Genomic DNA, 26,203 nt, shown 5'->3' on the forward strand with positions numbered 1-26,203 from the left:
AGCTTGATGAAAAGAAAATATACAACAGTAACAATATTAAAGATAATGTAAAGTTTAAGATATGGTTTTAGAGAAGCAATGTTGATAAAATAAATAGTATGAATTAGAAGAATAGTAATTAAAAGAAAAATTTTTATATATTTGAAAGAATTATTCAACAATTTTATAACCAATGCCTCTAATTGTTTGTATGACTTTTTTATCTTTTGGATTTTCTATTTTTTTTCTAAGATTATAGATTGTTACATTAAGTAGATTTGGGTCTATGAAATTTTCCATATTCCATATATAGTCAATAATTTCTGTTTTAGGGACAACATGGTTTTTTCTTTTCATAAGAAGTAATAGAAGATTAAACTCATTGTTTCTGAGGTAAATTGTTTCTTCTCCTTTTTTAACTTCTCTAGACATTATGTTGAGTGTTATATCATATACTTTTAATATATGGCTTTTTAGATTGTTTGAACGCTTTGAAAGAGCACGAATACGAGCAACAAGCTCAACAAAACGAAAAGGTTTTGTCAGATAATCATCAGCTCCTTTATTGAGACCATCGACTATATCATCAGATGTATTACAGGCACTAAGCATTAACAGAGGTGTATTGTTGTCATTTTCTCTCATTTTAAGACACAAAGAACTACCATCACCGTCAGGCAAAATTTTGTCTAATATAATAACATCATACTTTTTTATCTGCAGGTATTCGTTTGCTAAATATATAGAATCAATTGAATCAAGAATAAAACCTTCTTCTTTTAAGCCTTTTTCTAATATTTGTACTAATTTTTTATCATCTTCAATCAGTAGAACATTCATATTGTACCTTTTTTATCCTACCAATCTATTTATATCGTTAAAAATTCCAAGTCCCATAAGCCCAAACAATATCACCCATCCGGCTATTGTCAGGTTGATGACAACTTTTTCACTCGGTTCTCTCCTAAAAAGCATCTCATACAGGTTAAACATTATATGCCCGCCGTCAAGTGCCGGAATAGGGAGCAGATTTAACACACCGAGATTAACAGAGATGAGTCCTGCAAAAAACAAAACACTCATCCAGCCGACTGCCGTTGCATCGGATGTGAGTTTTACAATGGAAATCACGCCACCCATTTCAGAAGCCGGTACATCTCCCATGATGAGTTTTTTCAATCCTGTAAAAATCAGAGTAGAAGCAAACAGAGTCTGGTCTGTGGCATATTTGAGTTTGTCTGTAAAGTCAAGTTTTTGCTCATGCATGACACCGGCTGCAGAGATACCTATCATTTTTCGTTTGACATCCTCGCCGTACATATTTTTTGCATCTTGGAGTTTTGGTTCAAGCTTGATAAATTTGATGTAGCCGTTTCTGTCTACTTTTAAAGCAACAGTGCCTTTTGCCGCAGCTATCATCTCAGCCATCTCTTTCCATGTTGTTATTTTTTTGCCGTTGATGCTCATAATGGTATCATTGGACTCGAGTCCGGCAACATATGCAGGAGAATCTTTGACAACCGTTCCCACAACAGGGGCTAAAACCTGAGGATTGCCAAGTGCTATAATGAAATACAGCAAAAAAGCCAGAATAAAATTTGCCGCAGGACCTGCCAAAAGAATGAGAATCTTTTGTAAAGGTGTTTTGGAGTTATAACTGTCAGAATCATAGCTTTTTTTGGTTGGGTCAGCATCATCCTGGCCTTTCATTTTGACATAGCCGCCAAGAGGAATGGCCGAAATGCTCCATTCGGTGTTAAAAGCCCGAAAGGTAAAAAGGCGTTTGCCAAAACCGATGCTGAAAACTTCTACATAGACACCCATAAGACGGGCAACCGTGAAGTGTCCAAGCTCGTGGAAAAATATAAGTCCGGAGAGGACTAAGAGTGAAACAATCCAACTCATGCGTTTTGCTCCTTTAAAATTGCTTGTTTAAATCCCCACAAATATTCAAGTCCTGAGTATACCGTTAAAAATACGGCAAACCAGAGCAGGGCAGACCCAAATGGCCAGTGCATCAGTAAGAAGCCTATGGCTATCATTTGGGCGACTGTTTTTATTTTGCCCGACCAGGAAGCTTTGACGCTTATGTTTTCGCTCACCGCAACGGTACGCAGTCCTGTAATGAAAAGCTCTCGGACTATGATGATGTAAATTGCCCATGGAGAAGCATCGCCCATAACCATAAGTCCTAAAAATGCCGCAAGTGTGAGCATTTTGTCGGCAAGCGGGTCAAGGATGGCACCAAGCATAGTCATCTGGTTCCATTGTCTGGCTATATAACCGTCAAAGAAGTCTGTCACAGAAGCCAAAACAAACAAAAGTGAGGCAAAATAGTAGTTCCAGGTTATATCAAACCCGTTGTCGGTAAAAATCTGGGGATTGAGTATAATCCAAAACATCACAGGCGCAATGAGAATACGCAAAGATGCCAGTAAATTTGGTAAATTGAGCAAAAAATTCCTTTTTAAAAATAGTAATGAGATTTTATCTATTTATTACTTATTAAAGCCTAATAGACTAAGATTAGGCATGAAGAAAATATGTCCCTTATGCCAAAACAGTGCAGGTTTGCTATACGAAGAGAGTCAAAGGTACTTTACATGTAAAGTCTGTCATTCAATATTTGTCGATGAAACAGACTTGCCGGATGCAAAAAGTGAAAAAGAACGCTATGAACTCCATGATGACAATGCCGAAGATGCAGGGTATCGAAAGTTTGTTTCTCCCATTACCACAAATATTGAAAAAGACTTTTCAAAAGAGGAGAGAGGGCTTGACTTTGGGGCCGGAACCTCGCAGATTATTACAAAGGTCATGCAGGAAAAAGGCTATACTATAAGTGCTTACGACCCTTATTTTCATCCGCACAAAGAGCTTTTAGAAAAAAAATATGATTATATTGCTTCGTGTGAAGTCATAGAGCATTTCTATCAGCCGGCAAAAGAGTTTGCACTGTTGAAATCTATGCTCAAAAAAAATGCGAAATTATACCTTATGACTGATATGTATGATGAAAGTATAGAGTTTTCTTCGTGGTATTATAAAAATGACCCGACCCATGTCTTTTTTTATACAAAAAAAACATTTGAGTGGATTCAAAAGAGATTTGAATTTTCAAACCTCTTCATTGAAAAAAGGCTGATAATCCTCTCTAACTAGACAGGATCTTCAACGGAGACGGCTTTTTTCTCATGGAAATGAAAATGACTTTCTAAGTCTGACATGTAAAGTAAAACAGGAACAACGATAAGTGAAGCCACGACAGCCGCTACCGTACCAAATATAAGCGCAACACCGAGTCCGCCAAAGACGGCATCTTTTGCAAGCAGTGTAGAAGCGAGCATAATGGCGATGGCTGTTAAGAAGATAGGTTTTGCACGTGTAGCACTTGCATACGCGATAGCCTCAGCCTTGTGCATTCCTTTTTCACTCATCAGTGATTTTGTAAAGTCAATGAGCAAAAGAGAATTTCGTGAACTGATTCCTATAAGCGCGATAAAACCGATGAGTGATGTCGCCGTTAAAAAGAAGGTATCGGTTGTAAAAATATCCATAATCCAGTGACCGACAATCACACCGATGATGGAAAGAAAAGAACCTAAAAGAATAATACCGCTGAGCGTATAACTTTTATAATAGATAACCATCAGTAAAAATATAAGTATAAGAGCCGCTATAAAAGCACCCCCCAAGTCTCTAAATGTATCCATCGTAACTTTCATCTCACCGTCCCAGATGAGTTTATAGACTTTTCCTGTTGCTTTGTCTGTAAGGCGCAAATCAAAAAGACCTGTTTTTTCGACTTTGTACTCATCAGTAAAAGTGTTGATAATTGTATTTCTTGCATCAAGCAGAGGATAAACCTGAGAAACCATATCTGTTTCAGCTAAAACATTGGTCATCTGGTGCAAATCCTTACTCATAATCATCGGGTTGGATTTTTTAGGAATTACTGTGACAAGTTCCGTGACAGGTACCATCATGCCTTTGTTGTTCATGAGTTTGAGTGAAGCCAGTTTTGCTTTTACAGAGTCCAAATCTTTTTTACTGAATCTTCTTGAAGAGTCCGACAGGCGTAAAAAGAGAGGAATCTGATCGCTGTATTTGTCTGAATTTTTTACAGATATATCCATCCCTTCAAAAGCAAGGTATAAAATGTTGTTGAGCTGCTTGACAGTGAGCCCTGATTTTGCGATTTTTGTTGTATGGACAATGATTTCAAAAGTGTCATATATGTCATCTTCCATAATGTCAATATCAACAAGCCCCTGTGTATTTTGAAAAACTTTTTCAACACGTTTTGCCAGTTTTCTTATGCCCTGTGCATTATCGCCGTATATTTCAGCAACAATAGCCGAAAGCGTCGGAGGACCGGCAGGCGGCTCTACAAAAGAGATATGTGTATTTGGATAAAGCTTTTCACAGGCACCTTGAATAACAGGACGCAGACGTTGTACCATCAAATAAGAAGGCTCTTCTCTCTCATGTTTTTTTGTAATATTTACGACAATTTCTGCAACATTTTCAGAGTTTTTAAACTGACTGCCTTTAATAAGTCCGGCAAAATCCAGCGGTGCACCCATACCTAAAAACACCTCTGTATCACGTACTTCTTTTTCATTTGTTATATAACTGCTGACACATTGTGTCACCTGTTGTGTCTGTTGTATCGAACTGCCTGTTGGCAGTTTTACATAGATGGTAAAAGTGTCATTGTTTTTCCCAGGTAACATTTTTGCCTTGACGATTTCAGTCGGTGCTATCATCAAAATCGAAAGAATAAATGCTGCTAATGTTCCAAAAAGTATCAGTTTTCTTTGCGCAGCACTTTGTATGCCTTGTAGTACAAGTTTTTCAAATTTCTTAAACATTAATGCGCTCCTTTGTCATGTTTTGGTCGTTTTAAAATTCTCACGGCAAGATACGGCGTGAAAATATAGGCAACAAAAAGCGAAGCGATGAGTGCTACAGGAACATTTTCAGGGATAGGTTTCATAAACTGTCCCATCATGCCTCCGACAAATGCCATAGGTACCATTGTCATAATGATGGCAAGTGTGGCAATATTTGTCGGTGCACCGATTTCATCTGTTGCTTTTATCATAATCTCATCATTACTTTCATGGGCAGATTCTACAGAGTGGTAGTGTCTGTGAATGTTTTCGATAACAATAATAGCAGCATCAACTAAAAGTCCCAAAGAAAGCAAAAATGCAAAGAGCGTGATACGGTTAATCGTCTGCCCGCTTAAATAGGCAACAAACAGAGTAATGGCCAAAATTGCAGGAACGGTAAAGGTTACGATGAGTGATTCTCTCCATCCAAGTACAAATATAAGCAAAATAGCGATAATAACGATAGATAAGACCAGGTGCATAACAAGTTCGTTTACAGCATCATTTGCGCGTTCTCCGTCATTTCTGGTAATGACATAACTGATGCCTTTTTTGTCCAGTTCACTTTTATAGTTTTGCAACTCTTTTTTTACTTCATCTGCAATAATGACGGCATTTGTTCCTTGGAGTTTTGAGACTGTGAGTGTTACCTGATTCTCAAACGGCGTAAAATGACCGTTTTTTTCTCTCTTGCTGATGAGGGCAGATTTGAAATTTTGAATATCATACGAGTTTGTCACTTTTGCAACCTGTCTCAAATAAATAGGAGAACCCATATACTGTGCGACAATGATGTCCCCGACATCTTTTGCATCTTCTATGGCATTTTTTACGCCGACCATGACAATTTCATTCTCTTTTGTTTTGTTCTTAATTGCCGGTACATTATATGAAACTGCCTGTACGGCCTGTGTGATTTGTCCCATTGAGAGGTTATAGCCTGAGAGTTTGTTCAAATCCACTGCAATGTTAAACTGGTGCTTGTGACCGCCTTTGAGTGCGGTAACGGCAACATTATTCAAACCGTTTATATGGTGCTGGATTTGTTTGACTTTGTCATAGAGTTCTGTTTGCGACATATTTTTATCGTGGGAATAAAAGGCAACACTGACAATAGGAATATCAATGTCAATATCCAAAGGCTTAATGATTGGTTTCATCGCCCCTTTTGGAAACATATCGGCATTTTGCATGATTTTATCATAGATTTTGAGGTTTGAATCCTCTTTTCTTTCTCCGATATAAAAGGCTGCATTGACAATTCCGACATTATCCATAGCCGTGCCGTAAATGTGTTCTACCCCTTTAATCTCCTTGAGTTTTCGTTCCAAAGGCTTGACTATGATTTTTTCTACCTCTTTGGCACTTGCACCAGGCAGAGCTACTATAACGGTAGATCCACTGACAACCATTTGTGGATTCTCTTCACGAGGCATAATCATTAAGGAAAGGTACCCGATAACAAGCAGGGAAATTCCCAAAACAGAAGTCAGAGGGTTTCTTAAAAATGTTTGTGCCAGTTTTCCTGCGACATCTTTAGGTCTATATGGCTTATGATGATTCATATTTATCCCCTTTTAGTCAATGGTTACAGTGGCATACATACCAGGGTAGACTGATTTGTTCAGTGTCTTGAATGATACTTTGATTTTAAATGTGTGCGTCATCGGGTTGGAGTTTGGAATGATTGCCGTAATTGTTCCGATTGTTTTGACACCGACAGAAGGAATCTCCACTTTTACTTTTTTCCCGTGATGAATGAGATTTAAATTGCTCTCTGCTATTTCTGCCGAAATTTTCAAATCACTCAAATCTGAAAGCACAATTGCAGGCATACCAGGCATTGCCATCTCTCCGACTTTGATGTTTTTTGCAACAACAACACCGTCATTTGGAGCCTTTACATGTAAGTATTTGTACTGGTTCTCTACCTCTTGGAGTCTTGCTTTTGCAATGTTAATCATATCTTGCAGATTTTTTGCCGCAAGTTCCATGTTTTCTACTTCATATTTTGAAACCATGTCTTTTTTGAGCAGTCTTTTGTATCGTTCAAGATTCAGTTTGACATTTGTGTACTGGTTCTGATACATTTGCAGTGAAAGTTCCGCCTGACGTTTTGCCGAATCAATTTCGCGTGAATCTATACTGTAAAGTATCTGCCCTTTTTTTACCTTTTCCCCTTCGCTTGTGTTTACATTTGTTACAAAACCCATAAAACGACTTGTGATCATTTTTTGATTGTCTGAAATCACACTTCCAGAAAGTGTTAAACTCTCTGCGAAAAGTGAAACGCCAAGTGCCAGTAATAGTAGTAGTTTTTTCATTTTAGTCTTCTCCGTTTGCTAATTTTTCAAGTGCAAGTATTTTTTCTGTTCTTTTGTTTTTTGCTATCTGCAACTGTAGTATTTTTTCTATCTGTGCAGACTGTTTGATGATGACATCACTCATGGAAACAAGTTTTTCTTTGTATCTGCCTTCGTAGTTTTCATAAATGGCATTTGCCAACTCCAACTCTTTTTTCAAAGAAGCTATCTCAACATCAACCCCTTCTATCTCTGTTCTGATTTTTGCAATTTTTAAAAGAATCCCTTTTTTTGCAAGTTCAACCTGTGACTGCATTTTGAGCTTTTCTATTTTTGATTTCTCTATTTTTGCTGCATCTATCCCACCATCAAAAAGATTCCAGCTAAGGCGTGCACCTATGGTATAGGCTTTATGTTCATCTGCATTCCCTAAAAAGGTATTATCTGCGGTAGCAACTTCCCCAAAAGCACCTAGTGTAGGGTAGTAGGCTGCTTGAGAAACTTTGAGCATATCTTTTGTTATTTTGAGTCCTGTTGCTGCTTTTTGTAAGTCAATATTATGTGCTAAAATTTCTGCATCACTAATCTTTGGCATACTTACTTCTGATGAAGGTGTCTGAATATGTTCAACTTTTTGATTAAGTAAAAAACTGATGTAGTGGTACAAGAGTTTTTTGTTGGACTGCATCTGTACCAAGAGTCTTTCAACATTGCCTTTTTTCGCTTGTACTTCAAGTAAATCTACTTTTTTTGCATAGCCAACTGCTATCATCTCTTCTGTGGTATTTTCTAAAATATGGATGTTGTCCAGAATTTTATTGAGATTTTTTATAGAAGAATCAAGCAAAGCCATATCATAAAAGCTTTTTTTGAGTTCATACTTTTTTTGTTTTTCTATCTTGTGTTTGTCCAAAGATTTTAATTCTTTGATTTTTTTCATAATGTCAGTGTAAGAACTGAGCATGAAACCTGTAAAAAGAGGCACTTCGTATCTGAGTTTGCTTTGAAACAGATTTCTGTAACCAGGATAGTTCAAATCTGTCGGTTGGACAGTTAAAACATTAGTTGTTCCCGGAGGAGGCGTTAAAAAATCGGCAAACCCAAAATCGCCAAAAGTCGCCTCACGGGAAGTCAGTTTAAATCCAAAGACGTTTCCGGCATCATTTGAACGTGCCGCATCCTGCGTGAATGTCAATGTTCCCCAGTTTTTCCCCGATACCGCATCAATGTCCTCTTTTGCAGAGCGTTCATCAAATGCAGCAGCTTTGATTTCCAGGTTTTTTGCTTTTAAAAGCTGCAGTGCCTGATCCAGCGTCAATGCCTCGGCTGCTGACGCAGATACATGTAACAGCAGAGAAAACGCAAAAATACTTATTAGTCTATTCATTTTTCAACATCCTTTTTATAGTTATAATAATTTTAAGTTTAAATTATAACATATATTTCATTTTCATATATCACATTTATATCACATTTATTGAAATATGGTCTGCTCTGCAGGAAGAGACTCTTTGAATATTTACAAAAATGATATACAATACTTATGAAAATCATAAGGATACTTAATGTATAGATATATGTTTTTAATTAGTATACTGTTTTTTACTGCATGTGAACAAAAATCTCATTCAAATCTTAACGGTAAACAACTTTTAGAGCAAAAATGTAGCAAGTGTCATAATATTGACCTGCCTCCAAAAACTTTTCAGGATGAAAAAGCACCGCCGATGATGGCGGTTGCATTTCATATAAAAGATTTTATCAAAGCAAGCAGTGAGAGTGACAAGATTCCAAAATCTATAGAGTTTGTCAAAGACTATGTGATCAATCCCAGTGCTTCAAAATCTTTTTGTGACAAAAAAAGTCTTCAGGAATATGGTGTCATGCCATCCCAAAAGGGCAAAGTAACAGAGGATGAACTCCAGGCAATAGCGGAATATATGTTTTCGCACTTTACTCTGAAAAATTTGACTGAAGCACAGGCGCTGCAAAACAGACTTGCAAAAATGCCAAAAGGCGAACGTTTGGCTTTGCAAAACGGATGTTTGAGCTGTCATAAAATAAATCAAGAGTTAGTAGGACCATCATTCAAAAAAATTGCCAAACATTATGAAGGGAATATTTCAGCAATTGCAAAAAGTCTAAAAAGTGGAAGCAAAGGAAAATGGCAAGGATACAGAGGGGCTGTTATGCCGGCTTTTGGAAAAAGAATTTCTCAGAAAAATATTGAGACTTTAAGTGCATGGATAGCAAAATCAAACAAGGAGATTAAAAGATGAAAATAGTTTTAGCAGTAGATGAAGATAAAAAGACAATAGTCAAAAGAACAGGGCAAAGTGCCTATTTCGCAATATATAATGATGATAAATTAGAGGGCTTTGTAGCAAACAAACACCATGATGGAGGGCATCATGCACATAGAGAACATGAGGAACATGACCATTCGAAAATGGGGCATGAAGCGCATACAAACTCTCATAGAAAAGATGTCGAAGCCTTAAAAGACTGTGATATCATTTTAGTGCAGGCAGTTGGTGAAAATATGAAAGAAGCACTTGAATCTATAGGCTTAAAAGTAAAAAAGATACGCCAAAAACATGGTAAAACAGCTGATGAAGTTGTAAAAAACTTTTTAAGTGGTGCTATTTAAAAAAATGCAAATATTATTTGATAACTATAAAGTATGTGACACCTGCCGCTCATTGTGGGGTTTCAGTGCCTATTTTAAGGAGTATAAACTTCTGCTTGATACGGGAAGTAACGGTCGTGTTTTACTTCAAAATATGAAAGAGCTGGGTGTGGATGTGCAAGAGCTGGAGTATGTTTTTATCACGCACTCTCATTGGGATCACATAGGTGGGCTTGACAGCATCATAGAAATTAACCCTAATGTGACACTGTTTGTTCCCTCATCTCTCTCCAAACATCTCATAAAAGATTTAAAGAGCTTAGTAAAAGATGTGGTTGTATGTGGAAAAAAACCACAAAAATTATTTGGAGATTTATACACTACGGGGCTTTTAGGTGAAGAGATGCCAGAACAATCGCTCATTCTTGATACTGATTTTGCAACAGTTGTCACAGGATGTGGACATTTTGGTATAGAGAACATTACAAAAGTTGCTCGTGAAGTTATAGGTAAAGATATACAATGCGTACAAGGTGGTTTTCATCTGCTTGGTAGTGATGATGCAAAAATTCTTGCAACCATACAAGCTTTAAAATCTATGGGTGTTAGATGTGCAAAACCAACACACTGCAGTGGAAATAGGGCGATAGAGTTATTTTTAGCTGAAAAATTTGTATAAGTTGTTTGACATATTGAGTAATTAGTGGCGTTTTTGTAAATTAATTTATACAAAATAAAGAATTTCAGAGTGATGAACTATTTGCTTGAAAATGGTAATATTGCACAAGTCTCTTACTTAACACAGAGTGCAATATTGAACCATAAATCCTTTTAGCCTTTGATTCCATCGGCTCTTGGGCTGAGTAAAAACTTGAAAAACACTTTGATATAAAGCATAAACGGAACACTCCAAAGAACAGCAGACCATAAATAGAGTTGCATTGCATAGGCTTCATAAAAAGGTATCAAACCTCTCATAAAAGTAGCTGCAATGATAAAAAAGACTATCAAATGGGTGTAGGTATTTGATGTAAGGTGTCTTCCTGTATGAATCCACCCTATCGTTATCATAACCATCAGGTAAGAGAGTCCAAGTCCACCGGCTGTTATAAAGTGTCTAAAGCTTGAGACACCCACACCATCATTAAATAAAATACTCCAACCCATCATGGCGTAGCCCAAACCAAGTAGAATAAAAATACTAAAAAGATAAATAACATAAGGCTGATTTAAAATAAACTTTTCTTTGAGATTATAATCACTTGTAATAGCGAGTATCGCCGCACCTGTTGCAAGACCTATCCAGCCAAGTGCAGAGTTTGTCGGGTATAAATATTCAACAATACTAAAAAGCGCTACACTAAAAATAGCCAAATTTGTCAGTGGCGGGCGTGATACATAGATGTCATCTATTCCTTTGTCTTCCATCAATTCATTGACTGCTTCCATATTGACACGGCGCAGTGCTAAAAGTATCAGTATGACTATTGCTCCAAGTGCCACTTTTAAAATGCTTAAAGCATCACTCTCACTCCGCCCAAGCATTGAAGCGAAAAACCACACCTCTATGCCAAAAATGATGACTAAAATATATCCTAAAGAAGCATGTCTTTGGAGCTTGTCTAGTACAACATCTTTTGCAAACCAGATAAGCCAGGCAAGCATGGCAAGATTTAGTAATGCAGCAAGATAGACACCTGTGATATCTATAAACCAAAAGCTCACGCGTCCGGCTATCCATAAAAGCATGATATATTTGAGCCGTTTGCCGACAAAAGGTACCATTCCGGGGAAGAGTTCCGGTAAACCGGTTGTTAAAAATGCCATGACTCCAGCAGTAAGTACCCCAAAAAGCATCTCATATACATGCCAAATAAGTACATTATCCATAAAAGGAATGTTTAAATACCCACTCCAAACAAGTCCCCATAGCACCATAGATATAATAAAGTAAGGGGCCAAAAGTAAAAATATTGGACGGAAGCCATATGCCAAATAGGGTGGAATATTCTCTTCATTCGGGTAATATAGATAGTGATTTGTTGCGTGTAGTTTCTCTTCTTGCGTTTGCATTAACTGAGCTCCAGTGTATTTAATTCAAATGTTTCTATAATATCTTTATCTTGAAGTATCTTGGCACTCTCTTCGTAAACAAAAACATCATCTCTCTTTTCTTGCGGCACTTCAAAGCTAAATTTTTTGACTATATGCCCTGGGTCAGCTTTGAGCAGGAGTATTTCATCGCTCAACCGAATTGCTTCCATCATATCGTGGGTGATAAAAAGTATGGAGATATTTTCCTCTTTGCTTATTTGAATAAGATGCGTTTGCAACTCTTTTTTCAAACCAATATCTAAAGCCGAAAAAGGTTCATCTAAAAATAGCAGTGATGGCTTGACAACCAAGGCTCTTGCAAAACTTACTCTCTGTTTCATCCCGCCACTTAAATCTTTTGGAAACTTCTCAAAATCATCCTCTTCAAGTCCAAATTTTAATGCTATTGCTTTGGCTTTTTGCAGGGCTGTTTTCTTTTTTTCACCTTTTGCCAAAAGTCCAAGGGCAATGTTGTCTATTACATTCTTCCATGGAAGCAGTCTTCCTTCTTGAAATGCAAAAGAGGAACTTGTAAAGCTATTGACAACGCTACCTTCTTGAACATCTAAAAGTCCGGAGCAAAGATGCAGCAGTGTTGTTTTTCCTCCGCCACTTGGACCTACGATAGAGAGAATTTTTCCTTTTTCAAGAGTAAAATTAATATCTCTTAAAATCTCAGTAAATCCAAAATGGTGTGTTAAATGTTTTACTTCTAACTTCTCCATAATTCCACCTCTCTTTTAATAGGTTCTAAAATAATATACTCGATAAACATCAGCGAACCTATCATTATGGTTACAAGTGCCAATGCCGTTGGTGTATCCAACTGACTTCTTGCCACTGCCAACGAAGCACCAAGCCCGTCACTTGTTGCAAGTAACTCTGCCATGATGACAATCTTCCATGCCATACCAAGTCCGCTAACCCAAGCAGGGAAGATATAAGAAAAAATATGAGGAAAATAGACATCTGTAAACTTCATGTGCCATGGAAGATGGAAACTCTCAGCCATCTCTTTTAAAGCACCATCAAGTGTACGAGTTCCTTGCAGGGCACCTACAAATATAATGGGAAAAGAAGCAACTATAATGGTAAAAATAACTGTTTCATCTCCCATTCCAAACCAAATCATTGCCAAAACTATCCAGGCAATTGGCGGCATGCCTACAAGTATGGTTACAACCGGACGACTCATCATAGACGCCGTTGCAAAGAAACCGGCGATGAGACCCAAAGCAGAACCAAACAACAAAGAGAGTCCAAAGCCAACAGAAGCGCGGTAGAGGGTGATGTCAATCTGTTCCCACACCTCCTTGTCATGCAACATGGCATAAAGAGTCTTAAATGTTTCAAGCGGAGAAGGAAGCACTAAATTTCCATATACCTGATTTCCGACATCCCACAGGGCTGTAAAAAGCAGAATGGAAGCAACTGCACCCCATCCGCTCCATAGGTAAGCCGGAAAATCTTTTAAAATTTTGAGAAAGAATTTCAAACAATACTCCTTTAAATGATAATTAATATTAAAGTGTATAATAATTAAGCTTAAAATAACTATAATGAAAGTAATTATCAAATTCAGTTATGATTAAAGTTTTTTCTGATAAAATCTATAAATCAGTGTAAGTAAGGAGACTTTATTATGATTAAAAAAATATTACTGACAATTTCTTTCGTACTTTTTCTACAGGCAAACGAGATAAAAAAAGTAGATACTTTGGTTTTAAGCGGTCCAATGGCATCTGTGAGTCACCCGCTTTTAAGAATGATTGAAACAGGTGCATTAAATGATGTAGCTGAAAATGTCAAATTTATTATGTGGAAATCACCTGATGAATTGCGTGCTCTCACACTTCGCGGCAGTGCTGACTTTATAGCAATCCCGACTAATGTGGCTGCCAATCTGTATAACAAAGGTGTAAATATCAAACTGCTTAATGTTTCCGTGTGGGGAATTTTGGGAATGATTACGCGTGATAAAACCAAAAAAACTCTTCGTGATTTTAAAGGATGCGAGATAGCTATGCCGTTTCGTGCCGATATGCCTGACATTGTCTTTGAAGAGATTGTAAAAAGAGAGGGACTTGATCCGAAAAAAGACTTTACACTGCGCTATGTAAACTCACCGATAGATGCTATGCAGATGCTTATAATGCGCAGAGTCGATCATGCGCTCTTGGCTGAACCTGCCATCTCTATGGCACTGAGAAAAACAAACTCTTTTCCATTGAAACTTATAGCGCCTGACCTTTACAGAAGTGCAGATTTGCAAAAAGAGTGGGGAAAAGTTTTTCATATTGAAGCCAAAATTCCACAGGCCGGCATGGCGGTTATTGGCAAAAAAGATCCATATCTCATAAAACGTTTCAATGAGGAGTATGCAAAAGCGCTTCAGTGGTACAAAACACATCCCAAAGAAGCCGGAGAGTTGGTTCATAAATATATTCCAATGCTGATGCCTGAAGCTGTAGCAGACAGTCTGGATTATGTTCAATTGAATGATGTTAATGCAAAAGATGCACAAAAAGATTTGGAATTTTTCTTTGAAATTCTAAAAAATAATAATCCTAAGACTATTGGTGGTAAATTACCACAGAATGGTTTTTATTTTAGTCCGAAGAGTGAGTAGATAAATCTAATTTTTTTGTTTTTGCAAACCCTGCACCTTTTTTTGTTTTTGCTTTAAGTTCAAGGGCTGTGATAATTTCTTTGTAGTCTATATGGTTCTGGTGCATGGTTGCAAAGCATTGCGCTACTACTGCTATTGCATTAGGAACTTCACCTTTTTTTTTGTATGCCTGTATATTTTTTTCACTGACTTTTATAAGCTTTGAAAATTTTGGAAGGCTAATCTCCGCATCTAAAAGTAGTTTTTTAAATTCTATAAATGTCATGTAAAAGTATAGTCTTTTATAGCTTAACTCTATATTTTATTGACATGTAGTCTGAAATCATATATAATAGCTATAATTTATTACTAATGGTAATGAAAAAACTGCATAAAGGGTCGAACAATGGCAAAAGATACAAAAAAAGAGTTAGAGAAAAAGTTGGCAAAAACTGCTGCAAAAAAAGCTGAAAAGAAAAAGGCAAAGAAAAAAGCCGAAAAAAAGAAAGCTGAGAAAAAAGATACAAAGAAAAAAGCAAAAAAAGTCATGAAAAAAAAGGTTTTAAAAACCAAAGCAAAAAAAGCTGATAAAAAGAAAGCCAAATCCAAAGCAAAGAAAAAAGCTCAAAAAAAGAAAAAATAGTTTTTCTCTCTAACGAATGTAATAGCACTCAAACAAGTGCTATTACATAAAAAGCCGGGAGAAACTTAAGCATATACAGAAAAAGTTGAATTTGCTGTATTTGTTGTTTGCTTTTGTGTTGTTTCCTGATTTAAAATATCCATCAAGCTTTGTGTGTATTGTTGTGAGTCCATAGTAGAAGCATCTACCTGTTTCATCTGTGCTATCAGATTAGCTCTTTGTGTCTGATCCATAGAACTCATTTTTTCTTTGAGAGCAGTTCTGTCCTCTTGAGATAATGATTGCATAATATCTTTCATGCCACCATTACCCTGACCACCACCTGTGCCGTCCATTTTTCTCATTTGCATCTGCATCTGTTGCATTGCGCCATTTGAGTTGACTTGCATAGTGTATCCTTTATTTTAGAGTTAGACAGTAAGCAAAAATCATTCCTTACTGTCCACAGTGATAACTTTATCATATGTTTGTTAGCGTAATGTTAAGGGGGAAATTACTCCTCATCTTTATCTTTTTCACTGCCAAAAGTATTTTTAAGTCCTGCAATAAGTGCTTGTTTTTCTTCTTTTGTAAGTCTTGCCTCTGGATGTGCTATTAAGTAAGACGCCAAAGGCATCTCTCCCTCTTCAACCTCTTCGGCCGCTTCATCACCTTTGTTTTTTTTCTGTACACCCCACATAGAGACATTGAAATGTTCACGCCCCTCTGCTACATGATAGTAGATACTCCAAGAAATTGGTGCTATATTGCTGTACCAAGGCCATTTTGTTTCATTGGAGTGGCAATCTGCACAGGCTCTGTCAAAAAGTGCTTTTGTTTTTGGGCTGTCCCACTTGACTTGTGCAATGACAGGTGGGTTTGTATGGTCTCGACCGTATGGTATGAGTTGAATTATAATAAATAATCCAACCGCTATAAGTAAAATCTTTTTCATCTAAGAAACCTCTATTTGTGCAAAAGAGTTCTCAACTGCTCTTTTGATAAAATCTTTTTTGTATCGTAAATACATTGAAGATGTGTCATTGTTGCCTGTGCTTTATAAGAAGCTACTTTATCTACAAGACTTTTTAGCTCTTGTGGTGCAACTCCCTGTTGTGAGAGCTTGGCAATCTTTTGTTCTAGTGGCATAATCTTTTTCTTCAGACCCATTACACTGCTTAGCGTCTGTTTGCGCACCTGTAAAAGCTCTTTTTTTTGTTTTGGAGTTAATGCAAGCTCTTTTGAATCCCACATTTTTTTTACAAGCATTGTTAAATGCGGCAAATTAGGGTTTTGAATCAAAAAAGGTTTTGAACCCTTTTTCATAGGAGCAGCTTCAAGTTGAGAAGCGGGCGTAAAGCTGACAAGCAAGCCCAGAAGGGCTGCACTGAGGAGATATTTTGATTTTTTGAGCATTTAAGATCCTTTTTTAACACTAATGACTGCATCTTTGTTTTCAAAAACAGTTTTTACCATCTCTTGAAAACGATGAGGAAAACTTTTTATATCTTCCTCTTTTGCATCAGGCATTATAGCACTTTTGAGTATTGCCATAGGATTGACAACTTTTTGAGGCGTATAGCTTACATACACTTTTTCATTTGTGTCGAGTCTTGTAAAACAGACATCCGCGTCCATTGCTACACCATAAAAAAGTGTGCCTCTTCGATTGTATTTTCCTGTTGGAATGCCACCAAAACCATAGTCAGTGGTTGCACCTGTAATGTTTGAGAGTACGCATCCAACAGCACCGGTATTTTCAACAGTCGGTTCTTTTGCAAGTTCTACTTTTATGTAGCCTCTTTGTGGCAACTCAGCGCCATAGAGTGCTTTTAATCCCTCTAATGCCATAAGATAAGCTCCCGCAACAGTTGCACAACTGTGTCCCGCACTCTTTACAATGTCAGCGTAGGAAAAATCAAGTATGCCATCATTGACACCTAAAAACTGGCTCAAGTCATCATATAAAACTATTTTTTCAATAGTATCAAAAAATTGAGGGTACTGCATTACATACCACCTCCCATTCCCATTCCCATGCCTTGTCCACGACCCATGCCGCCACCTTTACCCATTCCTCTAGCTTTAGAAGATTGTGACAAGATGTAATCAGCTACAGTGCTTAACTGCTCTTGTGTCAGATTTGCAAAGGCAGGCATAGCAGAGTCAGAAAATCTTGGGTATTTCCCTTGTGAGCCGTTTTTGATACTTGCCATAATCACCTCTTTTGCATTTGCACCTTCAAAGCGTTTGTTTCGCCTTCCGATTCCTGCAAATGCCGGAGCAGCTTTTTTACTTGCAACTGCATGACACGCCAGGCAACCATTGTCTTGAATAATCTCTTGTGCACTCTGTGCAAAGAGACTCCCGGTGAGTAGTAGTGTAGATATAAGTAATTTTTTCATAATATGAACTCCTTGTGTAAAATTCTACTGTTAGTATAGAATTTTAGTGTTAAGGGAATGTTAAGTGCCAAAGCATTTTAAAGGCAAGCAGATACAAAAGTGCTGCCATAATTTTTTTAATGTGAGACTGCTCGAGTTTAAAGTGCATAAGATAGTTTCCAATGTAGCCACCGATGATGGCACACAATGCAATAACAGCCAAAAGCACCCAGCCTAAAGGAACATATGAAGCATAGGTGAAAAAGGAGCCAAGGGCTGAAAAGGGCACGACAAAACTCACAGCGACGGCTACTTTTTTAGGCGCAAATCCAAGCAGAGCCAAAAGTGGAATGAGGATATTACCTCCGCCTACACCTAAAAGTCCGGCAATAAAACCAACCACAGCACCGACAAGTAAAAGTGTGAGTTTTGACTGGGCAGAAAAAAGTGCTTTTTTCTTGCCAAACATCATCATCGTAGCAGAGTAAAAAAGTAAGAGCATAAAGGCAAATTTGACAATGTTTTCGTTGATAAAATTACTGGAGTACGCTCCAAGAGGTGCAAACAGGAGCATCGTCACAGCGATAGGTAAGACAAAGGCATACTCAACAGCTTTGTGTTTGATGTTCATAATGCTTGATGTGACAGTGGTAGATGCTCCTGCAAAAAGTCCAACCGCTTTAGCCACAGTAAAATCAAGCCCTAAAAAATGTAAAACCGGAATGAGTGCTATACCCGAACCCGCTCCTCCCATAGAAAAAACAGTAGAAAGAATCAGGGTAATAGCCCCATAAAGAATATAGTCATGCATTATGGTATTTTTGGAGGGTTGACTCTTTTGCCGAGCAGGGCGTAGCTTTTTCCGACACGGGCGAGTGGTTCATAATCAAGTGTGAGTTTTTCTTTGTCTGTGATGATTGTATCATCAATATACTGGGACTTTATCTCTACGACAAGCGGGATAGTTTTTGATCCTTTGAGATCTATCTCCTGGTAGAGTTCACAAAAAAAGGCACTCGGTACGCCAGTCACGATTGGTGGGAAATCTTTGATGATGCTTTTTGTCTCAATGCCAAAAATTTCGGCTTCGCTTTGCCTTGCGTCAAGCTCTTTAGAGCTAAAATGCATTTGTTCTAAATGTGCCTCATCAACCATACAGACAGTACACTTTTTTGTCTCACGCAGATTCTTGAGTGTATCTTTTTGGCTGCCGTCACTTTTATGTCCAATGCTTACTATCATTGTAGGAGGTTCAGAGCTGAGCCCCATGAAATAGCTAAAAGGAGCAATGTTAAGAGTGCCTTTTGCATCTTGCGTGCAAATCCAGGCAATGGGTCTGGGGATGATGGTCTGCGCCATAAGCTGGTAACGCTGCGTAAGTGCCTTGTCTGCATAATCCACCACCATCTTAGAGTCCTACCATATGTTTTACATTATCCAAAAAGCCGTGTTTTTCAACTGTTGGCTCTTCTTTCTTTGGACCGGTGTAGGCATCTTTTGGCATTTCGTTTTCAGGGGTTCCGTCGACATTGACAACCTGCAGTTCGGGATGAATCAGTTCACGCAACTTTTTTTGTACGACCATTTTTGTTGTCATCAGACTCATAGAACAGCCTCCGCAGGCACCTGTCAGTTTGATGTAGACAACACCGTCTTTTACACCGAGAAGTTCTATACCTCCACCGTGTGAGTTCACATATTCACTGACTTTTGGCAGGTAGTTTTGTACTGCATTATAAATATCTTCATCTAAAAACTGCATAATAAAACCTTTTTGAGTATTTTTATAATTATAGTTACTTATAATTAAGATTATCTTAGTTTATATGATTATATTTCTGTAAATAATCTCAAATTCAGCAAAGACGCACAGCCCGCACTGAAGTACGGGTTCCAAAACAGTTATATCATTACCACCGGAACCCGTACTTCAGTGCGGGCTGTGCGTCTTTAAAAACTCAGTTTACAGAAAAAAATTTAGTTTTCTCACAAGTCACGCTTTAGCATCTGAAAATCCGGATTTCTAAAAAAGTATTTTATTTCTAACATTATTGTACAATAATATATGAAAATTTTATTTCTTTTATTTTTGAGTGTTGCTTCACTATTGTGTGCAAAAAATGATTTGCAGTATGAAACATCACCGTATCTCAAACAGCATGAAAACAACCCTGTGCATTGGTATGCCTGGAATAAAAAAACTCTCTTACTGGCACAAAAGGAAAATAAGCCTCTGTTCTTGTCCATAGGCTACTCAACCTGTCACTGGTGCCATGTGATGGCGAGAGAATCTTTTGAAAATGAAAAAATTGCACAACTTTTGAACAAATATTTTATCTCTGTAAAAGTGGACAGAGAAGAGATGCCGCAGATTGATGCACTCTATCAAAACATCTTTTATCATGTGCATAAACGAACAGGCGGTTGGCCTTTGAGTGTTTTTATGACTCCGCAAAGAGAGGTTTTTTACATTACAGGGTATATTCCTGTGCAAAAAGAGTTTTATTCCGAAGGGTTTTCTGATTTGCTGCAAAAACTCTCCCAACTTTATACAGATAAAAAAGCACTTCAAACAAAAATAGATACAATTGACAAAGCAGTATCAACAGCAGTCAAAGACTCAGATACAGAAGATACAAATGTTTCACTCACCACGCTCAAAAATTCTCTCAAAAAATCTTTTGATACTGTCTATGCGGGATTTGGCACAGGCAGAAAATTTCCCGAGGCTTCGAGACTCTCTTTGATGATGGATTTGGCGGCTGTAACCCAGGATAATACACTGCAAAAATACTCTTATGCAATGCTTGATGCAATGGCGCTTCGTGGTTTGTATGATCATATCGGTGGTGGTTTTTTCAGATACAGTGTGAATGCAAACTGGGAAATTCCGCATTTTGAGAAGATGCTGTATAATCAGGCACAGCTGCTTCCTTTGTATGTACGAGCCTATGAAAAAAGCCATAAGAAGCTCTACAAAAACGTGGTGCAAGAGACAATAGCAATGGTAAAAAGACGTTTTTTGCATCATAATCTTTACTGGAGTGCGAGCAGTGCAGAGAGTAGGGGCAAAGAGGGAGCATTTTTTACCTTTACGCCACAAGAGATACGCAAAGCACTCAAAAACAATCCTGAGACAAAAGAGATAGAAGATACCTTGGGATTCAGCATAGAGGGTAATTTTAACAACAAAGTAGTCTTAAACTTTGAAACGAAAGAGCGACCTCACGGTTTTGAATATTTCAAAAAAGCACTCTTACATGTAAGACAAAAGAAAAAATACCCTTTTATAGATACAAAAATAAACACGGCATGGAACGCTATGATGATAGAAGCACTCTACAAGGCTTCACGCATCACTGAAAGCCTCTTTTAGATATGAAAAACTCTTTCAAAGCAGTATGGACAAACTCAAAGAAGAGCTTATACGAGAACAGTCAAATGCACCGGCTCTGGCACAGGCGTATTTAATGCAGAAACTGGGAATTGTCGTCGTGAAAAGTTCAAAAGACAATTTGCTCAAAAATGCTAAAATACTGCAAACAACAGATTATCCGTATGTGTTGAGCGAAGTGAAGCCAGATAAAGATTTTTTGGCATGTACTTTAAGAAGATGTTTTGTAAAAGATAAAAATATAGAAAACATCATACAAACAATAAATAAAGATTTTATAAGGAGATAAATGAGAAGTATAGGACTTTTGGGCGCGATTTCAATCGGCATCGGCGGAATGGTAGGCGGCGGTATATTTGCGGTTTTGGGAGAAGCGGTCTCTTTGGCACACGGGGCAACGGCTGTTGCTTTTGCCATAGCCGGCATTGTGGCAATACTGACGGCATATTCCTATGCCAAACTCTCCGTAGCTTATCAAAGTGAGGGCGGAACGGTTACTTTTATAGACAAAGCCTTTGGCGATAATATCCTCTCCGGGAGTGTCAATTTGATGCTGTGGCTGAGTTATCTTGTGACCATTTCACTTTACGCAACGGCTTTTGCCTCGTATGGGGAGACTTTTTTTACATACAAATCCGAATGGTTGCATCACGGGCTTATTGTGGTTTCTATTATTATTCCTGCTGTTATCAATCTGGTAAGTGCCTCTTTTGTCGGCAAGAGCGAGACGGTTATAGTAGTTATTAAGGTTTCTCTCCTTGTTTTGGTTATAGTTGCCGGTGCTTCTTATGTTGACCCTCAAAGAATGTCACCAGTACATTGGGGCTCACCGCTCTCGATTGTGACAGCAGGCATGATTATTTTTGTAGCTTATGAAGGTTTTGAGCTTATAGCCAATTCGGCAGAAGATATAAAAGAGCCAAACAAAAATCTGCCGCGTGCTTTTTATGCTTCTGTGGTTACAGTAATAGCTTTGTATGTATTGATTGCCGTAATTACGGTGGGAAATGTTCCCGAAGATGTGTTGATGCAGGCAAAAGACTATGCTTTGGCAGAAGCGGCAAAACCTTCTTTGGGACAGATGGGTTTTACGCTTGTAGCTTTTGCGGCACTTTTGTCCACTTTTTCTGCCATCAATGCTACAATTTACGGTAATGCACGGCTGGGATACATCATAGCCAAAGACGGAAAACTTCCCCGTTCTTTGATGGATGAAGGCAAAAAATCGGGTGTTCCTTTTAAAGGGGTTTTATATACGACTCTTTTTAGTCTGATTTTGGCAAACAGTATTGATTTGACAGAGATTGCCATTATAGGCAGTGCGGGATTTTTGTTGATATTTTTGCTGGTCAATATCAGTGCGTATAAACTCTACAAGGAGATAGGGGCAAATCGTTTTGTCTTGATAACATCTTCGATACTGAGCTTTTTAGCGCTTTGTACCCTGTTGTTTCATACCTATACATCGAATCCGAGGGCTGTTGTTATTTTTATGAGCTTTATTATTATTTCCGGGCTTTTTGAATTGATATACGGACGCTATGTCAGAGGACAGTTTTTTAACAGGAACTATAAAACCAACTCTTAGAGGTGCCCTTCAATGCCATTAAGTTAAGCATTTATTTGGAACCGGTACTTCAGTGCCGGCTGTTGCAATTGTCTTGCCACTCTCAGCCGGCACTAAAGTACCGGTTCCGAAAAAGCATGAATTTGTTTAACTTAACATTGTGCTAACATGAAAAGGCTATAATCGCTGTATGAAAAAGTTAGCATATATAAATTTATTTTTTTTAGTACTCTCTTTACAGGGAAACACACTTACTTTACAAAAAAGTATAGACAAAACACTGCAAAATCATCCTGATGTAAAAGCATTTGTACTGAAAGTAAAGCAGTCGCACACAGGGTATAAGTCTGTGCGTGCAGAGTACTTACCACAGGTAAATCTCTCTGCAGAATATAATCCGACACAAACTTATGTTTTTCCTGTCAATGGACAGTTTAATACCATCAATGATGCTGGTTGGAATCTGGGTGTCAATGTCAAACAAAAAATTTGGGATTTTTCCAAAACAAGTTTGCAAATAGATGCAAGCAGACTTGATGAAGATATCTCAAAACTTTCATTACAGGATCTTCAGGCGTTGCTTGTTGCAAAGGTAAAGTCTTTGTATGAACTGATGGTTGTTCAAAAAGAAGCAATTAGAGTACGCGAAGCAGATTTACATGTAAAAGAGGAGTATTATGCTCAGGCAAAAGCTCTTTTTGACCAGGGGCTCAAGACCCAGGCCGATACAAGCCGTTTTCTCTCCGCTGTCTATATAGCGAAAGACAATCTGTCCATTGCAAAATCTCTCTATGAAAAGGCAAAAAATTCTTTGTCTCTTTATATGGGAGAGAAGATTGCGCAGAGTGTGGATCTGGAAGCTGATGTTTTACAAAAAGAGTTGCAGAGTGCTCAAAATATGACACAAAAGGTACTCAGCAGCAATACCGAGTTAAAAATTTATGACGAAACCATACAGAAAAATGCCTTGCTGCATAAGTCTGCAAGAGCCTCTCATTATGGTTCTTTTGATGCGATTGCTTCTTACAACCGTGTTGGTTCTTTAAATCTTTATGATGCGCATCTTGTAGGCGTTGTGCTGAACATTCCTTTATATGCCGGTGGAAAGCTAACAGCACAGACACAAAATGCTGAAATTGGGCTACAAATAGCCAAAGAACAAAAAGCTTCAAAAATACTCGCGCTCAAAGAAGAGATAAGCAGTCTTCTCTTGGATATACACAGATATGATGAGACCATAGCTGCAAAAAAAGCACAGCTGGATTCGGCAAAAAAGACAAAAAGAGTGCTTGACGGAAGATACAAAGAGGGACTCTCTACATACATAGAAGTTTTAGATGCAAGTTCTCTGGTACTGGAAGCCGAGCTCGGACTGCTTGAGGCATATTACTCGAAAACGCTGAGTATAGACAGAATTAATTATTTACAAGGAAAAATAAAATGAGTACAAAAGTGAAATATATAATTTTTATTGTTGTAGGTATAGTAGCGGCAACTCTGTTTTACAACAAAGTTTTTATTCCAAAACATACATTTAAAACAGTGCATCCGACTAAAGGTGATTTAAACAAGGAGATTTTCGGTATAGGGGAAGTGGGGGCAAAAAACATTTATGCCATCACAGCACAAACAGGCGGAAAAATAGTGCAGATTAATACAGATGAGGGAAAATGGGTAAAAAAGGGAGATTTGCTTGTAGTGATTGACAGTGTTGATTTACCAAAATTAATTGAAGAAGCAAATATTTCGATATATAAAGCAAAATCTGAATTTAAAGCAGCACAAGAAGAGTTAAATGCTCTTGAAGTACAAAAAGTATTGGCAGAAAAAACATATAAACGCTATAAAAAATTACAGGCAAAATCTTTTGTTTCTCAGGCAGAATATGACAAAGCAAAAGCAGATTTTGATGGACTAAAAGTAAATATAAAAGCAACACAGACCCGTATCAATTCTTCAAAAATAGAAGTGGTTCGTTTACAAAAAGCCTTGGAAGCCTTACATGTAAAACTCTCACGCTATAAAATTTATTCACCGATTGATGGTTATGTGATTGCAAAAGAGGCTGAGGTGGCACAAAGTGTTCTGCCAACACAGCCTATACTCAAAATAGTTGAGCCACAAACAGTATGGATTCAAGCTTATGTAGATGAAAAAATAAGCGGAGATGTCAAAGTAGGGCAGCGTGCAGTTATTACCCTGCGTTCGCAAAGCAATAAGAAGTTAGAGGGATATGTCAGTCGCATTGTCGCACAGAGTGATGCTGTGACACAAGAGAGAGAGGTTGATGTCAGTTTTTATGCTGTGCCGACCCCCTTTTATATCAATGAACAGGCAGAGGTACTCATTACAACACAAACATTGAAAAATGTTGTCAAAATACCTGCTTATTTGATTGTCTATAAAGATAAAAAGGCCGGTGTATGGATAGAAAAAGAGGGACATGCCCACTTCTTACATGTAAATATAACCGATATAACGGACAAAGAAGCAGCTGTGAAAAATTTGGACACGACTCTCAGACTTTTGGTGCCGGATAAAACTAAAAAATCTCTCAGTGAAGGCATGAGAATTTACAAATGATAAATTTAGCACAAAAAGAGATAGCCCATACTTTTGGAAAGTTTATCGTAACAGCCATAGGAGTAGGTATGCTTCTGGGTATAGTGTTTGTTATGATGGGTGTTTATCGGGGAATGATTATCGATGCCCAGGTATTACTGGATGATGTGGGTGTAGATTTGTGGGTTGTACAGGAAAATACACTTGGTCCCTTTGCAGAAGCCTCACGGGTACATGAAGATTTGAAAGATACCCTGAAAGTGATTGAAGGTGTCGATAAATCCGAAGGCATTACATTTCAAAACCTGCAATTGCCGTCAAAAAACGGAGCTGTCCGTGTCTTTGCAGTGGGATTTGATCCTTTTGGGGATATCAATCCCATTAATCCAAAACGCTTAATCAGCGGACGGGGGCTTCATAGAAATCATTATGAAATGGTCGTCACTGACAAAACAGGATTTACACTGGGTGATACAATCCACTTGGGGCGTGATTTTTATCATGTGGTCGGTGTAACACATGGAACCGTCTCCTCAGGCGGAGATCCTTTGGTGTATATCAGTCTCAAAGATGCACAGGAGTTACAGTTTTTATACTCCAATGCCCGTATACGCAATGACAGAGAAAGAGGCATATCGGGAGTGAACTCTCATATGGTCAATGCTGTGATAGCTACAAAAAAAGATGGCTACGATATTGATGTTATTGCAGATAATATAAGAGAGTGGAAACACAAGGCGGTTTTTACGGCTGAAGAAGAGAAGACTATTCTGACAAAAAATCTTATTAAAATGGCATCCAAACAGATTGGTATGTTTACGGTCATTTTGGTAATTGTCTCGACTATCATTATTGCGTTGATTATTTATACAATGACACTGGAGAAGATGAAAGAAATTGCCATTATGAAGCTTATCGGTATTCCAAACAGTATGATAATCAAGATGATAGTTCAAGAGACGCTTATTATGGGAGTGTTGGCATTCATCTCAGGAAATATCTTTGCACATCTTATTTATACGAAGTTTCCAAAACGGGTTGTATTGGAAACACCGGATGCTTTAGGACTTTTTATTGTTGTGGTTATTGCATCCATACTGGCTTCTTTGATAGGGGTTAAAAAAGTAATCTCAGCAGACCCTGCAGAGGCAATAGGCGGTTGA

31 protein-coding genes are annotated in these 26,203 nt (G+C 37.8%); 12 read left to right on the plus strand and 19 right to left on the minus strand.

The features are described 5' to 3' along the window. Window positions 1-150: 150 nt before the first annotated feature. Genes FJR45_RS05335 through pgsA form a run of 3 tightly spaced genes read right to left on the minus strand, consistent with a single transcriptional unit; the run spans window position 151 to window position 2,435 of the window. Window positions 151-819 carry a response regulator gene (locus tag FJR45_RS05335; protein WP_193151687.1) on the minus strand — a complete coding sequence of 223 codons (669 nt, stop codon included), beginning with the start codon at window positions 817-819 and terminating at the stop codon, window positions 151-153. Window positions 820-831: 12 nt separating this feature from the next. Beyond that, complete coding sequence (gene rseP, locus FJR45_RS05340; protein WP_193151688.1) at window positions 832-1,884, minus strand: RIP metalloprotease RseP; 1,053 nt, start codon at window positions 1,882-1,884, stop codon at window positions 832-834. Then, on the minus strand, window positions 1,881-2,435 hold the full coding sequence (pgsA, locus tag FJR45_RS05345; protein WP_193151689.1) for a CDP-diacylglycerol--glycerol-3-phosphate 3-phosphatidyltransferase: 555 nt from the start codon (window positions 2,433-2,435) through the stop codon (window positions 1,881-1,883). Before pgsA ends, rseP begins: the two co-directional genes overlap by 4 nt. 76 nt (window positions 2,436-2,511) lie before the next feature. Between pgsA and FJR45_RS05350 the strand changes: the two genes are divergently transcribed. After that, window positions 2,512-3,141: a class I SAM-dependent methyltransferase gene (locus FJR45_RS05350; protein ID WP_193151690.1), complete on the plus strand. Its 630-nt coding sequence runs from the start codon at window positions 2,512-2,514 to the stop codon at window positions 3,139-3,141. Here the strand turns inward: FJR45_RS05350 and FJR45_RS12540 are convergent. The 4 genes from FJR45_RS12540 to FJR45_RS05370 are packed head-to-tail and all read right to left on the minus strand — an operon-like array spanning window position 3,138 to window position 8,567. Beyond that, window positions 3,138-4,853 (minus strand): efflux RND transporter permease subunit, encoded by a 1,716-nt coding sequence (locus tag FJR45_RS12540; protein ID WP_193151691.1) that lies wholly within the window; start codon window positions 4,851-4,853, stop codon window positions 3,138-3,140. The genes FJR45_RS05350 and FJR45_RS12540 overlap by 4 nt on opposite strands. Then, window positions 4,853-6,442: an efflux RND transporter permease subunit gene (locus tag FJR45_RS12545; protein WP_193151692.1), complete on the minus strand. Its 1,590-nt coding sequence runs from the start codon at window positions 6,440-6,442 to the stop codon at window positions 4,853-4,855. The genes FJR45_RS12540 and FJR45_RS12545 overlap by 1 nt, the downstream gene beginning before the upstream one ends. Before the next feature lie 12 nt (window positions 6,443-6,454). Further along, the gene (locus tag FJR45_RS05365) at window positions 6,455-7,201 is read right to left on the minus strand and encodes an efflux RND transporter periplasmic adaptor subunit (RefSeq protein ID WP_193151693.1); all 747 of its coding nucleotides are present in this window, start codon (window positions 7,199-7,201) and stop codon (window positions 6,455-6,457) included. Window position 7,202: 1 nt separating this feature from the next. Continuing rightward, window positions 7,203-8,567 carry a TolC family protein gene (locus tag FJR45_RS05370; RefSeq protein ID WP_193151694.1) on the minus strand — a complete coding sequence of 455 codons (1,365 nt, stop codon included), beginning with the start codon at window positions 8,565-8,567 and terminating at the stop codon, window positions 7,203-7,205. 178 nt (window positions 8,568-8,745) lie between these two features. Between FJR45_RS05370 and FJR45_RS05375 the strand changes: the two genes are divergently transcribed. From FJR45_RS05375 to FJR45_RS05385, 3 genes are read left to right on the plus strand one after another with little or no spacing between them, the layout of a single operon-like run. Then, on the plus strand, window positions 8,746-9,459 hold the full coding sequence (locus tag FJR45_RS05375) for a c-type cytochrome (protein ID WP_193151695.1): 714 nt from the start codon (window positions 8,746-8,748) through the stop codon (window positions 9,457-9,459). Beyond that, window positions 9,456-9,830 (plus strand): NifB/NifX family molybdenum-iron cluster-binding protein, encoded by a 375-nt coding sequence (locus FJR45_RS05380; RefSeq protein ID WP_193151696.1) that lies wholly within the window; start codon window positions 9,456-9,458, stop codon window positions 9,828-9,830. The genes FJR45_RS05375 and FJR45_RS05380 overlap by 4 nt, the downstream gene beginning before the upstream one ends. A 4-nt stretch (window positions 9,831-9,834) precedes the next feature. Continuing rightward, the gene (locus FJR45_RS05385; RefSeq protein WP_193151697.1) at window positions 9,835-10,488 is read left to right on the plus strand and encodes an MBL fold metallo-hydrolase; all 654 of its coding nucleotides are present in this window, start codon (window positions 9,835-9,837) and stop codon (window positions 10,486-10,488) included. A 152-nt stretch (window positions 10,489-10,640) separates the two neighbouring features. Here FJR45_RS05385 and FJR45_RS05390 read toward each other — a convergent pair whose 3' ends face one another. The 3 genes from FJR45_RS05390 to FJR45_RS05400 are packed head-to-tail and all read right to left on the minus strand — an operon-like array spanning window position 10,641 to window position 13,398. Continuing rightward, window positions 10,641-11,882, minus strand: a complete 1,242-nt coding sequence (locus tag FJR45_RS05390; RefSeq protein ID WP_193151698.1) for an NnrS family protein — start codon at window positions 11,880-11,882, stop codon at window positions 10,641-10,643. Beyond that, a complete protein-coding gene (locus FJR45_RS05395) occupies window positions 11,882-12,628 on the minus strand; it encodes an ATP-binding cassette domain-containing protein (protein ID WP_193151699.1) in 747 nt (248 codons plus the stop codon). The genes FJR45_RS05390 and FJR45_RS05395 overlap by 1 nt, the downstream gene beginning before the upstream one ends. Further along, window positions 12,616-13,398: an ABC transporter permease gene (locus tag FJR45_RS05400; protein WP_193151700.1), complete on the minus strand. Its 783-nt coding sequence runs from the start codon at window positions 13,396-13,398 to the stop codon at window positions 12,616-12,618. The genes FJR45_RS05395 and FJR45_RS05400 overlap by 13 nt, the downstream gene beginning before the upstream one ends. A 147-nt stretch (window positions 13,399-13,545) precedes the next feature. On the opposite strand from FJR45_RS05400, the gene FJR45_RS05405 reads away from it, so the two are divergent. Further along, window positions 13,546-14,532, plus strand: coding sequence for an ABC transporter substrate-binding protein (locus FJR45_RS05405; protein ID WP_193151701.1), 987 nt, complete (start codon window positions 13,546-13,548; stop codon window positions 14,530-14,532). Here the strand turns inward: FJR45_RS05405 and FJR45_RS05410 are convergent. Beyond that, window positions 14,513-14,797 carry a hypothetical protein gene (locus FJR45_RS05410; protein WP_193151702.1) on the minus strand — a complete coding sequence of 95 codons (285 nt, stop codon included), beginning with the start codon at window positions 14,795-14,797 and terminating at the stop codon, window positions 14,513-14,515. The genes FJR45_RS05405 and FJR45_RS05410 overlap by 20 nt on opposite strands. Window positions 14,798-14,917: 120 nt before the next feature. Here FJR45_RS05410 and FJR45_RS05415 point away from each other — a divergent pair, with 120 nt between their 5' ends. Then, window positions 14,918-15,154, plus strand: a complete 237-nt coding sequence (locus FJR45_RS05415) for a hypothetical protein (protein WP_193151703.1) — start codon at window positions 14,918-14,920, stop codon at window positions 15,152-15,154. A gap of 65 nt (window positions 15,155-15,219) precedes the next feature. Here the strand turns inward: FJR45_RS05415 and FJR45_RS05420 are convergent, their stop codons facing one another. From FJR45_RS05420 to FJR45_RS05455, 8 genes are all read right to left on the minus strand, one after another. After that, the gene (locus FJR45_RS05420) at window positions 15,220-15,543 is read right to left on the minus strand and encodes a hypothetical protein (protein WP_193151704.1); all 324 of its coding nucleotides are present in this window, start codon (window positions 15,541-15,543) and stop codon (window positions 15,220-15,222) included. A 104-nt stretch (window positions 15,544-15,647) separates the two neighbouring features. After that, a complete protein-coding gene (locus tag FJR45_RS05425; protein WP_193151705.1) occupies window positions 15,648-16,088 on the minus strand; it encodes a heme-binding domain-containing protein in 441 nt (146 codons plus the stop codon). An 11-nt stretch (window positions 16,089-16,099) separates the two neighbouring features. Beyond that, window positions 16,100-16,549, minus strand: coding sequence for a hypothetical protein (locus FJR45_RS05430; protein ID WP_193151706.1), 450 nt, complete (start codon window positions 16,547-16,549; stop codon window positions 16,100-16,102). Further along, window positions 16,550-17,143 carry a hypothetical protein gene (locus FJR45_RS05435; protein ID WP_193151707.1) on the minus strand — a complete coding sequence of 198 codons (594 nt, stop codon included), beginning with the start codon at window positions 17,141-17,143 and terminating at the stop codon, window positions 16,550-16,552. Continuing rightward, on the minus strand, window positions 17,143-17,538 hold the full coding sequence (locus tag FJR45_RS05440; RefSeq protein ID WP_193151708.1) for a c-type cytochrome: 396 nt from the start codon (window positions 17,536-17,538) through the stop codon (window positions 17,143-17,145). Before FJR45_RS05440 ends, FJR45_RS05435 begins: the two co-directional genes overlap by 1 nt. A 49-nt stretch (window positions 17,539-17,587) precedes the next feature. Then, entirely contained in the window at window positions 17,588-18,328 is a 741-nt protein-coding gene (locus FJR45_RS05445) for a sulfite exporter TauE/SafE family protein (protein WP_193151709.1), read from the minus strand. Further along, window positions 18,328-18,924 (minus strand): flavin reductase family protein, encoded by a 597-nt coding sequence (locus FJR45_RS05450; RefSeq protein WP_193151710.1) that lies wholly within the window; start codon window positions 18,922-18,924, stop codon window positions 18,328-18,330. The genes FJR45_RS05445 and FJR45_RS05450 overlap by 1 nt, the downstream gene beginning before the upstream one ends. Window position 18,925: 1 nt before the next feature. Next, complete coding sequence (locus FJR45_RS05455; RefSeq protein ID WP_193151711.1) at window positions 18,926-19,279, minus strand: NifU family protein; 354 nt, start codon at window positions 19,277-19,279, stop codon at window positions 18,926-18,928. 303 nt (window positions 19,280-19,582) lie between these two features. On the opposite strand from FJR45_RS05455, the gene FJR45_RS05460 reads away from it, so the two are divergent. The 6 genes from FJR45_RS05460 (at window position 19,583) to FJR45_RS05480 (ending at window position 26,203) form a co-directional block, all read left to right on the plus strand. Further along, the gene (locus FJR45_RS05460) at window positions 19,583-20,893 is read left to right on the plus strand and encodes a thioredoxin domain-containing protein (RefSeq protein WP_226966485.1); all 1,311 of its coding nucleotides are present in this window, start codon (window positions 19,583-19,585) and stop codon (window positions 20,891-20,893) included. A gap of 25 nt (window positions 20,894-20,918) precedes the next feature. Beyond that, window positions 20,919-21,200: a hypothetical protein gene (locus FJR45_RS12445; RefSeq protein WP_226966486.1), complete on the plus strand. Its 282-nt coding sequence runs from the start codon at window positions 20,919-20,921 to the stop codon at window positions 21,198-21,200. After that, entirely contained in the window at window positions 21,201-22,499 is a 1,299-nt protein-coding gene (locus tag FJR45_RS05465; RefSeq protein ID WP_193151712.1) for an APC family permease, read from the plus strand. A gap of 169 nt (window positions 22,500-22,668) precedes the next feature. Further along, window positions 22,669-23,922: a TolC family protein gene (locus FJR45_RS05470; RefSeq protein ID WP_193151713.1), complete on the plus strand. Its 1,254-nt coding sequence runs from the start codon at window positions 22,669-22,671 to the stop codon at window positions 23,920-23,922. Next, a complete protein-coding gene (locus FJR45_RS05475) occupies window positions 23,919-25,061 on the plus strand; it encodes an efflux RND transporter periplasmic adaptor subunit (RefSeq protein ID WP_193151714.1) in 1,143 nt (380 codons plus the stop codon). Before FJR45_RS05470 ends, FJR45_RS05475 begins: the two co-directional genes overlap by 4 nt. Continuing rightward, a complete protein-coding gene (locus FJR45_RS05480) occupies window positions 25,058-26,203 on the plus strand; it encodes an ABC transporter permease (protein ID WP_193151715.1) in 1,146 nt (381 codons plus the stop codon). Before FJR45_RS05475 ends, FJR45_RS05480 begins: the two co-directional genes overlap by 4 nt.

This window comes from Sulfurimonas sediminis (genome assembly GCF_014905115.1).
GTDB lineage: Bacteria > Campylobacterota > Campylobacteria > Campylobacterales > Sulfurimonadaceae > Sulfurimonas > Sulfurimonas sediminis.